The sequence below is a fragment of the Pseudomonas serboccidentalis genome (genome assembly GCF_028830055.1).
Classification (GTDB): Bacteria; Pseudomonadota; Gammaproteobacteria; order Pseudomonadales; family Pseudomonadaceae; genus Aquipseudomonas; species Aquipseudomonas serboccidentalis.
The window spans coordinates 776,776-789,865 of the sequence record NZ_CP101655.1 but is presented as its reverse complement, the minus strand read 5'-3'; the positions used below and the strand labels follow the sequence as shown (position 1 = coordinate 789,865).

Below are 13,090 nucleotides of genomic sequence, written 5' to 3'. Positions count from 1 at the left end.
GTCATAAACCATCGCGATACTCGCTCCTGTTTTTAGAGCGCCGGGTTCTACCCGGACATTGTTTTCCGACGTCCGCGTCGGTGTGCCCAGGATGGTTCAGCCATCCCTCTCATCTTCGGAGATTGCTATGCGTCTTGCTTCCACGAAAACTGCGGCGGCCCTGTGCGGTGGCCTGTTGCTGGCCATGAGCGTTCCGGCCAGCGCTGCAGTCGACGCCAAACTGCTCGACATGCTCAAGGCCAACGGTTCTATTTCCCAGGCGCAGTACATTGAACTGCAGACTGAACTGGCCAAGGATCAGAAGGCTCAGCAAATCGCGCAGCAGGCGCAGCAAGAGACCAACGAGCAAATCGCGGCGACCGCGAAGAAAACCAATGAGCTGAGTTCCTTCGACCAGAAACTCGCCTGGGCCGCCAAGACCCAGTTCAAGGGCGACGTACGTATTCGCCAGGAAACCGTCAAGATCGACGGCGAATCCAACAACGGCGGCCGTGACAAGGATCGCCAGCGTATCCGCGCCCGTCTGGGTGCCTACACCGAGATCAACCCGCAAGTCGACACCGGCATCCGTATCGCCACCGGCGGCGGCGACGACGCCCGTTCGACCAACCAGGACATGGACAACTACTTCGACAAGAAGCAGATCTGGCTGGACCTGGGCTACATCGACTACCACCCGGATGCGATCAAGAACCTGCACGTGATCGGCGGCAAGATGCTGCAACCGTGGGTCAGCATGGGCGACGTGATCTGGGACAGCGATATCAACCCGGAAGGTCTGGCCGTTACCTACAAGTATCCACTGGGCAGCAGCGCCGAACTGTTCGGCAGCCTGGGCAACTACAACCTCAAGGACAACGTCGACGGTGAAGGCGTGCAATTTCGCCACGACCTGCGCCTGACCGCCGGCCAGTTGGGTAGCCGCTTCGCGATCACCGACAACCTGAAACTGACCCTGGGCGGCAGCATCTACGCCTACCAGAACGACGAAAACAGCCGTTGCACCGGGACTTCCACACCGTGTGCGCTGGCGGTCAACGGCAACTCGGCCAACAATGAATTCCGTCTGTACGAAGGGTTCAGCCAGATCGATATCGGTGGCTTGCCAATGCCGCTGTCGTTCTACGGCCAGTACGTGAAGAACAACGATGCCGTGACCGATGCCGACACCGCGTGGCTGGTCGGCGCCAAGTCGAAAGTGTTCGGTCTGAACCTGGACTACAACTATCGTGACGTGCAGCGCGACGCCGTGGTTGGCGCCTTCACCGACTCCGACTTCGCCAACGGCACCACCGGCTCCCGTGGGCACAAGTTCAAGGTCGGTTACGACATCGACAAGAACTTCGCCATCGGCGCCACGTACTTCCTGACCAAAGCCGACTTCTCCAGCCGTACCCAGCGTGACGCAGACACCAACACCCTGCAGCTGGATGCAGAAGCGAAGTTCTAAAACGCATCACCTAATAGCCTGGCGCGGGCGGGGCGATCCCCATCATCCGTTCGTTTCGCCCCGCGCCGGGCTATTTCTGCAGGATGCAAAAAAACTGTAGGAGCTGCCGAAGGCTGCGATCTTTTGATCCTCAAAAACAAGATCAAAAGATCGCAGCCTTCGGCAGCTCCTACAGGGGAGTTTCTATTTTTCTTTGCGACGCTGCTCGGCCAGACGCTCAGCCAGCGCATCCACGCCCTCTTCCGGTTTCTCCGGCATCGCCTTCAGCGTGGCCTGCATCAAACGCATCTGGCGGATGAAGCGCCGACAGTTGGGGCAGAACATCAGGTGATGGCGCACCATCAGCTTTTCGCGAAAGCTCAACTGGCCATCGAGATAATCGCTGGAGCGTGCCACTTGTTCCTTACAGGTCAGCATTCGCCGGTCTCCTCAAAATGCTCCACCGTGGCGAAGACTTTCAGCCGCGCCCGATGCAGCAGCACACGCACATTGGAGAGCGAGATCTCCAGAAGATTACAGATCTCTTCCAGTTCCAGGCCCTGACGCTCGCGCAGCAGCAGAACGCTGCTTTGCAGCTCCGACAAACCAAGCAGGGTGTGTTCCAGGCAGTCACGCAACTCGCTTTCGGTCAGCAAGGCTTCCGGCGTGTCCTGATGCCAGGCAAACGGCGCCACCAGCCAATGACCGTCACCGGGGGAAAAACGCTCGTCATCGATGGTGCCGTGGGGCGATGGCAGGTCATCCATCAACACTTCGCGGCGATTCTGCTTGTAGCGGCTCTTGGCCGAGTTGGCAGTGATCGTCAGCAGCCAGGTCTTGAGACTGGAACGGCCCTCGAAGCCGCCGATATGGCGCACCACCGACAGCCAGGCGTCCTGCACCACTTCTTCGACATGGCGCTGGCCGACAATGGCATACGCCACGGCGCGCATGGCGCTCTGGTAGGTGCTGACCAGTTCCTTGAAAGCTTTTTGCTCTCCCGCCAACAGGCGTTCGAGCAGTTGGGTGTCGTCCGTTGCGGCCATTGGCGCCTCTTTGCCAAACGTTGTAAGCAAAAGATCGCAGCCTGCGGCAACTCCTACAAGAACGGATTTCATACCGACCGTGTAGGAGCTGCCGCAGGCTGCGATCTTTTTAAAGTGGACTCAGCGCTTGCGCAGAATCACGCTGCCGATCGAGTAACCGGCGCCGAACGAGCTCAGCACGGCCAGCGAACCGGCGGCCAGATCATCCTGATGTTTGTGGAAAGCAATCACGGAACCTGCGGAGCTGGTGTTGGCGTAGGTGTCGAGAATCACCGGCGCCTCTTCTTCGGTGGCTTCGCGCCCCAGCAGCTTGCGCACGATCAGGTGATTCATGCTCAGGTTGGCCTGGTGCAGCCAGAAGCGCTTGACGTCGCCGACGTTGAGTTTGTTCTCTTCCAGGTGCTCACCGATCAGCTCGGCGACCATCGGGCAGACGTCCTTGAACACCTTGCGGCCTTCCTGCACGAACAGTTTGTCGCGGGCACCGATGCCCTCTTCCGCAGCGCGGTTGAGGAAGCCGAAGTTGTTGCGGATATTGTTGGAGAACTTGGTCAGCAGTTTGGTGCTGACCACGTCGAACTGATACTTGGAAGTTGCCAGATCGGCGCGCTCGATGATCACGGCCGTGGCGGCGTCACCGAAGATGAAGTGGCTGTCACGGTCGCGGAAGTTCAGGTGACCGGTGCAGACCTCCGGGTTGACCATCAGGATCGCCCGGGCCTGGCCCAGTTGCACGCTGTTGGCCGCGGCCTGAATGCCGAAGGTCGCCGAGGAGCAGGCCACGTTCATGTCGAAACCGAAACCCTGAATGCCCAGCGCTTCCTGGACTTCAATGGCGATGGCCGGGTAGGCGCGCTGCAGGTTGGAGCAAGCGACGATCACGCCGTCGATGTCGGCGGCGGTTTTGCCGGCACGTTGCAGGGCCTGTTCGGCGGCGCCGATAGCCATCTGGCAGAGCACCGACCATTCGTCATTGGAACGCTCCGGCAGACGCGGGGCCATGCGTTGCGGGTCGAGGATGCCATCCTTGTCCATGACAAAGCGGCTCTTGATGCCCGAGGCCTTCTCGATGAACGCAGCGCTGGATTCGGTCAGCGCCTGCACTTCACCGCTGGCGATGGCTTCGGCGTTGTCGGCGTTGAACTGCGCGACGTAGGTATTGAAAGACTGCACCAGCTCTTCGTTGGAGATGCTGTTGGCCGGGGTGTACAGGCCGGTGCCACTGATGACGACGTTATGCATGGTCGTTTCTCTAATCTGTTCAGGCAGAAAGCGCTGGCACCGACGTACCAACACACAAAGGGTCTATTCCCATCCGGGGGACGCAAACCTGGCATCGCTTTATTCCGTCGCGCGACACGGCCGAGGGCTCTGGGTCGCGAAACCGGGGTTTATGGTCGCGAAGTTTGCCATAAACCTTGGCTTTTGGCGCCTTCTCCCACTAAACGCCCCCCTGTAGGAGCTGCCGCAGGCTGCGATCTTTTGATTTTGCTTTGTAAAAGATCAAGATCAAAAGATCACAGCCTGCGGCAGCTCCTACAGGATCGTTGCAAGTTGTGGGATCAGGGTTCAACCTGGGTCCACTGCTTGTTCAAGCGTTTGTCCGAGATCGGCGCTTTCGTCCCCAACTGCTGGGCGAACAGCGACACCCGGTATTCCTCCAGCCACCAGCGGTACAGCTCAAGCTGCGGATCGCGCTTACCTTCCTGGGCATGTTTGGCAGCGCGGGTCTGGTATTGGCTCCAGAGGCCGGCCAGTTCGCCGCTCCAGACCCGGTCCTTCTGCACCTGCGCGCCCAGTTTCTCGAAACGCTGCTCGACCGCCTTCAGATAACGCGGCAGCTCTTTGAGCCATTGCATCGGCGTTTCCCGGACAAAACCCGGATAAACCAGATTGTTGATTTGTTGCTTGATGTCATTCAGCGCCACGGCCTGGGCCAGATCGATCTTGCCCTTGAAGCGCTTTTGCAGACCGTGCCACAGCTTGAGGATCTCCAGCGTCAGCCGTGCCACACGCTCGGCGTGTTCGGTCCAGTTGCCGCGTTTGCGCTCGGCCAAGGCTGCCAGCCCGGCGCCGTCACGGGGCAACGGCTCTTCGCCTTCCAGAATGCAGCTGTCGAGGCTGGCCAGCAGAATGTCTTCGACCAGTGCATCGACCCGACCCAGCTCGCGGTAGAGCAGGCCCAATTCTGTCTGCCCTGGCAATTTGCCGCGCAGGAACTTCGCCGGTTCGGCCAGTTGCTGCATCAGCAGCCGTTGCAAGGCGCGGCGATGCTGGAATTCGGCTTCGGCCGGGGTTGAGAAACGCCCCTCCTTGACCGTACCGCCCTCCTCCACCAGCGCCGGATACACCGTCATCGACAGCCCGGCGATCTTCTGTTGAGTCTTTTCCGCCACCGGAGCGAAGACCTTGGCCTCCACCGGTTGCTGACTTTTCGCACTTTGCGGCACCGCCAACGCAGCCTGACTAGCCTCAGCGAAGCGTGCAGTCAGTTCGGCCAGATCACGTCCTTCGCCGAGGAACTTGCCCTGGCCATCGACGATTTCCAGGTTCATCCGCAGATGCCCTTCGACCTGCTGCGCCGCTTCCGCCCATGCTTCATCGCTGACCCGCGCGCCGGTCATGCGCAACAGCTCGCGACCGAGTGCCTGCGGCAACGAACCTTCAGCGAACGTCATGCGCTGCAACGCCGCCTTGATGAAGTCCGGCACCGGCACGAAGTTCTTGCGCAAGGCTTTTGGCAGGTTGCGCACCAGAGCAATGCACTTGACCTCGATCAGCCCCGGCACCAGCCATTCGAGGCGCTCCGGCGGCAGCATCGGCAGCAGCGGTGCCGGCACGCGCAGGGTCACGCCGTCGCGCGGGTGATTGGGTTCAAAGTGGTAACTGAGCGCCAGTTCCAGATCGCCGATGTGCAGCGTGTCCGGGTAGTCCCGCGCGGTGACTTCACTGGCCTCGCGGGCCAGCACGTCTTCCTCGCGCATGATCAGCAGTTGCGGGTTCTTCTGGCTGTTGACCCGGTACCAGCTGTCGAAGGTCGCGGTCTGGTGAATCTCCGCCGGCAAGCGCGCATCGTAGAACGCGTAGAGGGTTTCTTCGTCGGCGAGAATGTCGCGGCGACGGGCCTTGGCTTCCAGTTCGTCGAGTTGTTCGAGCAACTGTTGGTTGGCCGTCAGGCACTTGGCTTTCGACTGAATCTCGCCACGCACCAGGCCTTCGCGGATGAACAGCTCGCGGGAGACCACCGGATCCACCGGACCGTAATGCACCGGGCGGCGGCCGACCACGATCAGCCCGAACAGAGTGATCTGCTCGTAGGCCACGACCTGGCCACGCTTCTTCTCCCAGTGCGGTTCGAAGTGGTTCTTCTTGATCAGGTGCCCGGCCAGCGGCTCGATCCAGTCGGCATCGATCTTGGCGACCATGCGCGCATAGAGCTTGGTGGTTTCCACCAGCTCGGCGGTCATCAGCCATTGCGGACGCTTCTTGCCGATCCCCGACGACGGGTGAATCCAGAAACGTCGCTGACGGGCGCCGAGGTAATCGCCATCCTCGGTTTTCTGGCCGATCTGGCTGAGCAGGCCGACCAGCACCGCTTTGTGCAATTTCGGGTAATCCGCCGGTTCTTTGTTCAGGCTCAACTGCATGTCGCGGCAGATCAGGCTCAACTGGCGGTGGGAATCGCGCCATTCACGCAGGCGCAGATAATTCAGGAAGTTCTTGCGACACCAGTTGCGCAACGGGCTGGCGGTCAGCGCCTGGCGCTGCTCTTCAAAGCCACGCCACAGATTGACCAGCCCGGCAAAGTCCGAATCGCTGTCCTTCCATTGCGCGTGGGCCTGATCCGCCGCTTGCTGACGCTCCGGCGGACGCTCGCGCGGGTCCTGAATCGACATCGCACTGGCGACGATCAGCACTTCCTGCAAGCTGCCGAGTTTCGCCGCTTCAAGCAGCATGCGGCCCATCCGCGGGTCGACCGGCAGGCGCGCCAACTGCCGGCCCAGCGGGGTCAACTGGCTGTTGCGATCCACCGCCGAGAGTTCTTGCAGCAGGTTGAAACCGTCGCTGATCGCCTTGCCATCCGGCGGCTCGATGAACGGGAACGCAGTGATCTCGCCGAGGCGCAGGTGCAGCATCTGCAAAATAACGGCGGCAAGGTTGGTGCGCAGAATCTCCGGATCGGTGAATTCCGGGCGACCGAGGAAATCCTCCTCGCTGTACAAGCGCACACAAATGCCCGGCTCGACCCGGCCGCAACGACCTTTACGCTGATTGGCGCTGGCCTGGGAAATCGCCTCGATCGGCAGACGCTGGACCTTGGCGCGGTAGCTGTAACGGCTGATGCGCGCGGTGCCGCTGTCGATCACGTAACGGATGCCCGGCACGGTCAACGAGGTCTCGGCGACGTTGGTCGCCAGCACCACACGCCGGCCCGGGTGCGACTGGAAAATCCGCTGCTGTTCGGCCGGCGACAGGCGCGCGTACAGCGGCAGGATTTCGGTGTGTTTGAGTTGCGCCTTGCGCAACATGTCGGCGGCGTCGCGAATCTCGCGCTCGCCGGGCAGGAACACCAGCACATCGCCAGGGCTGCGGCGTTCGCTGCGCTCGTAGGCGGCGATTTCGTCGAGGGTGGCGAGGATCGCCTGATCCACGGTCAAGTCGTCCTCGACGCGGTTACCCTCTTCGTCCTGCTCAAGCGTCAGCGGGCGATACCAGGTGTCCACCGGGAAGGTCCGGCCGGACACTTCGACAATCGGCGCATCGTCGAAATGTTTGGAGAAGCGTTCCAGATCGATGGTCGCCGAGGTGATGATGACTTTCAGGTCCGGACGACGCGGCAGCAGGGTTTTCAAATAACCGAGCAGGAAGTCGATGTTGAGGCTGCGTTCGTGGGCTTCGTCGACGATGATCGTGTCGTAGCGTTCGAGGTAGCGGTCGTTCTGGGTTTCCGCCAGCAGGATGCCGTCGGTCATCAGTTTGATCAGGGTGTTGGCATCGCTCTGATCTTCGAAGCGCACCTGATAGCCGACCAGCGAACCGAGCGGCGTACCGAGTTCTTCGGCAACCCGGCTGGCGACGCTGCGCGCAGCGATTCGGCGCGGCTGCGTGTGGCCAATCAGACCGTGCTGGCCGCGACCGATTTCCAGACAGATTTTCGGCAACTGGGTGGTTTTACCCGAACCGGTTTCGCCAGCGATGATCAGCACCTGATGCTTCTCGAGCGCAGCCTTGATTTCATCGCGCTTGGCGGCGATCGGCAGGCTGTCGTCGTAACGAATCACCGGCAGGCTGGCCTTGCGCGCCAGCACCTGATCACAGGATGCCTGCATGCGCGCTACCCACTGGGCCAGCTTGGCCTCGTCGGGTTTCTTGCGCAGCTCAAGCAACTGCCGCCGCAGCCGGTGACGGTCGGCAAGCATGGCGTGATCGAGGTTTTTCAGCAGTTTGTCGATGGAGGGCGATTCGTCGGTCATCGGGTACGCAATTCGGTCGTCTGTTTATGCAGGGGGCCGATTGTCGCAGATTTACGTCACCGAACACGACTGCGAGGTGCTTTTGTGGCGAGGGGGCTTGCCCCCGTTCGGCTGCGAAGCAGTCGTAATCCAGTCATCGCGGTTTATATGAAACAGCTCGGGTGGATGGTTTTGGGGTCGCTTTGCGACCCAACGGGGGCAAGCCCCCTCGCCACAGTTGTTCACTCTGGGGTTATTCGTTATCGAGGCCCTTGCGCCGATACGGGAACACGTCGATGACCTTCCCCGCCCGAATCGCCTCCTGCAAACCCTTCCAGTAATCGGCGTTGTACAGCTCGCCATGCAGTTGATCGAACAGCTTGCGCTGCCCGGCATCGGCGAACAGGAACGGTGGAAACTCTTCCGGGAACACATCCAGCGGCCCGATCGAATACCACGGCTCGGAAGCCATTTCGTCCTCGGGGGTACGCGGCGCGGGGATGTGGCGGAAGTTGGCTTCGGTCAGGAAACAGATTTCGTCATAGTCGTAGAACACCACCCGCCCGTGTCGGGTGACACCGAAATTCTTCAGCAACATGTCGCCGGGAAAGATGTTGGCCGCCGCCAGCTGCTTGATCGCCAGCCCATAATCCTCCAGCGCCTCGCGCACCTGCGCGTCATTGGCGTTTTCCAGGTAGAGGTTGAGCGGGGTCATCCGGCGCTCGGTCCAGCAGTGGCGGATCAGCACCGTGTCACCTTCGACCGAGACCGTGGACGGCGCCACTTCCAGCAGTTCTTCAAGGCACGCCGGATCGAACTTGCTCAGCGGAAAACGGAAATCGGCGAACTCCTGGGTATCGGCCATGCGCCCGACCCGGTCGACGCTTTTCACCAGCCGATACTTCTCGATCACCGTCGCCCGGTCGACGTTTTTCGACGGCGAGAAGCGGTCCTTGATGATCTTGAACACGGTATTGAAACCCGGCAGGGTGAACACGCTCATGACCATGCCACGCACGCCCGGGGCCATGATGAACTGGTCGTCGGTGTTGGCCAGGTGATTGATCAGCGCACGGTAGAACTCGGATTTGCCGTGCTTGTAGAAACCGATCGAGGTGTACAGCTCGGCGATGTGCTTGCCCGGCAGGATACGCCGCAGGAACCCGATGAATTCCGCCGGCACCGGCACATCGACCATGAAATACGAACGGGTGAAGGAGAAGATGATCGACACATCGGCTTCGTCGGTGATCAGCGCATCGATCTGAATCCCGCGACCCTCGCGGTGCAACAGTGGAATCACCAGCGGCCACTGCTCGTCGCGAGTGTAGATGCGCCCGACCAGGTACGCGCCTTTGTTGCGGTACAGCACCGAGGAAAACAGCTCGACGCTCAGTTCCGGGTCCTTGCACACCCAGTCCGGCAGGTTCTCGCGCAGTTGCGCCTCGAGGCGTTGCAGGTCGCCGGGCAGGTCGGCGTAATCCTCGCTGAAGCGGTAATCGGCAAAGATGCTGGCGAGCATCGACGACAGCTGGCCTTGCGGTTTGTAGGTTCGGGTTTGCGCAGCCCGGGCGCGGCGCAGGCTGGGCCGGGTGGTGTGGATGAACATGCAGCCGTCGCTGATCAGGTCATGGCTGAACAGCCCGCAGAAGATCGAGTTGTACCAGGTCTCGGACAGTTCATCGTCAAAGCGCAGGTCGATCACGCTGATGTAGGCGCTTTTCACCAACGGCCAACTGCTGACATTCATCAGCGTCTCGTCGTCGAACTGCTCGCGCAGCCGGGCGATGGTTTCGCCGACCTTTTCCTCGTAGAGATTGATCCGCGCGGCCGATGCGGTCTGCGTCTCCTGCCAGCGCGCCTGCTCGAAGCGCTCGCGCGCGCCGTCAGTGATCTGCCGAAAGTGCTCACGGTAATCGTCAAAGCCATCGAGGATCATGCGGGCGATGTCGGTGGCGGGCCATTGCTGCGGCATAGATGAGACCTCGGCGTGCAAGTGGAAATCTGTGCCAGAGCTTAGCCACGGAACCGGGCGCAGGTGAAGTGCAATTTCTGCCAAAAACCAAGCGCAGGCGTCCGGCGCTGGAGTTTTTCCTGTGCAGAGCAGTTTGCGCACTTAAATGCCCGATTAGCGGTTGCCATCGTCCGGAGGCTCGGCAACACTCTCGACCCGATCAAGGAAGGAGTGCCATCGTGAGCGCTGTCGATATTTTCCGCATGCTGTCGCTGGCAGCCATCTGGGGCGCAAGTTTCCTGTTCATGCGCATTATTGCGCCGGTGATCGGCACCATTCCGACCGCGTTCTTTCGGGTGTCGATTGCTGCCGTCGGGCTGCTGGTGATTCTCGGGTTGATGCGCATCAGCTGGGATTTCAAGGGCAAACTGAAAACCGTGATGCTGCTGGGCGTGATCAACTCGGGGATTCCGGCGACGCTGTATTCAGTCGCGGCGCAAGTGTTGCCGGCCGGTTACTCGGCGATCTTCAATGCCACCACACCGTTGATGGGCGTATTGATTGGCGGGCTGTTTTTCAGTGAAAAACTCACGGTCGCCAAACTGACGGGGGTGTTTCTCGGCTTGCTCGGTGTCGGTGTGCTGACGCGCGCTGGGCCGGTGGCCTTCGATCTGCAATTGCTGATGGGCGCCCTCGCCTGCCTGCTCGCTACCACTTGCTATGGTTTCGCCGGATTTCTCACGCGACGCTGGCTGGATCACAGCGGTGGGCTCGACAGTCGCCTCTCGGCCGTGGGCAGCATGCTCGGCGCCTCGCTGTTTCTCTTGCCACTGTTCGGCTACAGCGTGATCACCGCTCCACCGGCAAGCTGGGGCGGATGGAATGTCTGGCTGTCGCTGCTGGGCCTGGGTCTGGGCTGCACAGCGTTCGCCTACATCATCTATTTCCGCCTGCTCAGCTCCATCGGCCCGGTCAAATCGATGACCGTGACATTCTTGATCCCGGCATTCGGCGTGCTGTGGGGCGCGTTGCTGCTGGATGAGCCGTTGTCGATGGCGCATCTGTATGGCGGGGTGTTGATTGCGCTGGCGTTGTGGCTGGTGTTGAAGCCTGCGGTGGTGAAGCCTTCTGCCGCGGCCGTTCGATGATTTTGCGGCGTTAATAAGGCCGTATTCGCGAGCGAGCCCGCTTGTATGCCGGTACTTGAAGGGAGCGAGCCTGCTCGTGAAGAGGCCGGACCAGACACCGTAAATGCCTGGCCCGGCTTGCGGTTATCCCGCAGATTTACGGAACACAAACGCCAGACCAACAATGATCAACAGCATCCCCAGCACGCTCAACGCCGCCAGACGATTGCCGAAAATCAGATAGTCCATCACCGCCGTCACCGCCGGCACCAGATAGAACAGGCTGGTGACATTCACCAGATTGCCCCGGGCGATCAGGCGGTACAGCAACAGCGTCGCCAGCACCGACACCACCAGCCCCATCCACAACACCGGCACGATGAAACCTGCGCTGTGTTCAAAGTGGAACGGTTGAAACGGCACGAAGATCCCGCACAACAACAGCCCGGCCAGGTATTGCACCGGCAGCGTGCCGAGGGGATTTTCGGTGATGCGTTTCTGCATGATCGACCCGAGGGTCATGCTCGCCAACGCGAGCAGGCCAAACAACATGCCTGCCCAGGACATCCCCGCCAGACCGATCCCCTGATAAACCACCATGACCAGACCGGCCAGGCCCAGGGTCAGACCGAACATCCGGCTCACCGAGCGCTGACGCTCCATCAAGACCACGGTGAGGATCGGCTGCACGCCCATGATGGTCGCCATCACGCCGGGGGTGATTCGGGTGTTGAGCGCCAGCAGATAGAAAATCTGATAAGCCCCCAACAGCACCACGCCGGTGGCGATCGCATACAGCATCGGCCTGCCGCCCTTGGGCAGCTTCAATTTGAGCAATGGCGCCAACAGCAACAGCCCGCAGAGGGCGATCACAAAGCGAATCAGCAGAAAGGCAAAGGGCGAAGCGTGGGCCAGGCCCCATTTGGAGAAAATCGCCCCGCTGCTCCACAACAGAACGAACAGGCTCGTGGACGTCGCCGCGAGCGCGGTTTTTTTCGAAAGGACAAACATGAATACCACCTGTAGTCAGGCACATAGCCAACTCAGCCGAGGCTGAAATTCAGTAGGTTTTTCTGGCGGGCGCAGGGGTCAGCAGAAAATGCCGATCAGCCCGAAACGCCAACGCCCGGCGGTGATACGACTGCGCACACTGGCGTGCTACTGACAGGTGGAGGGTAATGACTGATCTGCCCAGGCTGCTGATTCCCGCACGGCACGACGCCAGCGTTGACCGCTGAATCGACTACCGCGTTGATGAGGGATGCAGGCATTGGGGCTGATCTTTTTTGAGGGACTTGGAAGTGAATCGCCTGATTCACGAGCGCCGACTATAACCAGCGCGGGACATGGATTGCAATGATTTGGACAAAGAGCCAGCAGGGACAGGTCGATGGCTGGCGCATAGGCTGACGAGCAACGGATAGGCCCATTGATGGGGAGACAGGGAATGCTCGAGATCACATGCCAAGGGAACGGACGAATTTGCGGTATCAGTTGTATCGGTCAGAGGCGAGGAAGCGGGCGGCTATCGTCACCCACCAACTTCAGCTTCAACTGGAACGCTATGGTCCTGCTGCCATCGATTTATCGAAAGTTCGTTTCGAACCTATCGACCAGCAAGCACTGCAAGCATCTACTCTCTGGAGAGACCAGCACTTTTGCTGGAACGAGGTCATTGAGTGGAAGGGTCGGGAGCCCTCATCTCTGGACATCGCTATCTGGTTTGAAGAAGAACTTTGCGGGCTGTGTTTCGCAAATCCAAATGCCAGCAAAAACAGAATACGAGTTGTGCGTTTGGAGGGACGTCCCTACGAACCCCATCCGTTAAAAAAACGTATCGGGGCACTGGCGATGATTGTGATTGAACAATACGCCCAGCTCATTGGCAGCAAGGTTCTCGAGATTCAAGAACCTTTAAGGGGCGCAATTTCCCACTATCAAGAGCTTGGTTTCGGCTTCGACGCTGGGGGCCGCCTTGTCAAAACCTTGGAGAACCTAGTATCGTGAAAACTGTTCAATTAACGATCAACACTGGTGGAAAAATGAGCAAATCAACAAAGAAGCCTTCCTCCAGAAAAGAC

Annotated in this window: 9 protein-coding genes; 3 read left to right on the top strand and 6 right to left on the bottom strand. The window is 60.2% G+C overall.

The window, feature by feature from the left end; translation table 11 throughout:
- Positions 1-127 precede the first annotated feature (127 nt).
- A complete protein-coding gene (locus tag NN484_RS03630) occupies positions 128-1,450 on the top strand; it encodes a putative porin (RefSeq protein WP_274658593.1) in 1,323 nt (440 codons plus the stop codon).
- 183 nt (positions 1,451-1,633) lie between these two features.
- On the opposite strand, the gene NN484_RS03625 is transcribed toward NN484_RS03630, so the two are convergent.
- The 5 genes from NN484_RS03625 to aceK form a co-directional block, all read right to left on the bottom strand.
- Positions 1,634-1,867, bottom strand: a complete 234-nt coding sequence (locus NN484_RS03625; RefSeq protein ID WP_127649787.1) for an anti-sigma factor family protein — start codon at positions 1,865-1,867, stop codon at positions 1,634-1,636.
- The gene (locus tag NN484_RS03620; protein ID WP_274658592.1) at positions 1,861-2,475 is read right to left on the bottom strand and encodes an RNA polymerase sigma factor; all 615 of its coding nucleotides are present in this window, start codon (positions 2,473-2,475) and stop codon (positions 1,861-1,863) included. Before NN484_RS03620 ends, NN484_RS03625 begins: the two co-directional genes overlap by 7 nt.
- A gap of 120 nt (positions 2,476-2,595) precedes the next feature.
- The gene (locus NN484_RS03615; protein WP_127649785.1) at positions 2,596-3,717 is read right to left on the bottom strand and encodes a beta-ketoacyl-ACP synthase III; all 1,122 of its coding nucleotides are present in this window, start codon (positions 3,715-3,717) and stop codon (positions 2,596-2,598) included.
- A 320-nt stretch (positions 3,718-4,037) separates the two neighbouring features.
- Entirely contained in the window at positions 4,038-7,949 is a 3,912-nt protein-coding gene (gene hrpA, locus NN484_RS03610; RefSeq protein WP_274658591.1) for an ATP-dependent RNA helicase HrpA, read from the bottom strand.
- Positions 7,950-8,181: 232 nt separating this feature from the next.
- Positions 8,182-9,903, bottom strand: a complete 1,722-nt coding sequence (aceK, locus tag NN484_RS03605; RefSeq protein ID WP_127649783.1) for a bifunctional isocitrate dehydrogenase kinase/phosphatase — start codon at positions 9,901-9,903, stop codon at positions 8,182-8,184.
- A 218-nt stretch (positions 9,904-10,121) separates the two neighbouring features.
- Between aceK and NN484_RS03600 the strand changes: the two genes are divergently transcribed.
- Positions 10,122-11,030, top strand: a complete 909-nt coding sequence (locus NN484_RS03600) for a DMT family transporter (RefSeq protein WP_215501592.1) — start codon at positions 10,122-10,124, stop codon at positions 11,028-11,030.
- A gap of 123 nt (positions 11,031-11,153) precedes the next feature.
- Here the strand turns inward: NN484_RS03600 and NN484_RS03595 are convergent, their stop codons facing one another.
- The gene (locus NN484_RS03595) at positions 11,154-12,020 is read right to left on the bottom strand and encodes a DMT family transporter (protein WP_274658590.1); all 867 of its coding nucleotides are present in this window, start codon (positions 12,018-12,020) and stop codon (positions 11,154-11,156) included.
- A 471-nt stretch (positions 12,021-12,491) separates the two neighbouring features.
- On the opposite strand from NN484_RS03595, the gene NN484_RS03590 reads away from it, so the two are divergent.
- The gene (locus tag NN484_RS03590; RefSeq protein ID WP_343228790.1) at positions 12,492-13,016 is read left to right on the top strand and encodes a hypothetical protein; all 525 of its coding nucleotides are present in this window, start codon (positions 12,492-12,494) and stop codon (positions 13,014-13,016) included.
- Positions 13,017-13,090 lie beyond the last annotated feature (74 nt).

Bases quoted from the DNA above. Each gene is read 5' to 3' on its own strand.
- NN484_RS03595 (WP_274658590.1), bottom strand. From the start codon at position 12,020: ATGTTTGTCCTTTCGAAAAAAACCGCGCTCGCGGCGACGTCCACGAGC.
- hrpA (WP_274658591.1), bottom strand. From the start codon at position 7,949: ATGACCGACGAATCGCCCTCCATCGACAAACTGCTGAAAAACCTCGAT.
- NN484_RS03620 (WP_274658592.1), bottom strand. From the start codon at position 2,475: ATGGCCGCAACGGACGACACCCAACTGCTCGAACGCCTGTTGGCGGGA.
- NN484_RS03630 (WP_274658593.1), top strand. From the start codon at position 128: ATGCGTCTTGCTTCCACGAAAACTGCGGCGGCCCTGTGCGGTGGCCTG.
- NN484_RS03615 (WP_127649785.1), bottom strand. From the start codon at position 3,717: ATGCATAACGTCGTCATCAGTGGCACCGGCCTGTACACCCCGGCCAAC.
- aceK (WP_127649783.1), bottom strand. From the start codon at position 9,903: ATGCCGCAGCAATGGCCCGCCACCGACATCGCCCGCATGATCCTCGAT.
- NN484_RS03625 (WP_127649787.1), bottom strand. From the start codon at position 1,867: ATGCTGACCTGTAAGGAACAAGTGGCACGCTCCAGCGATTATCTCGAT.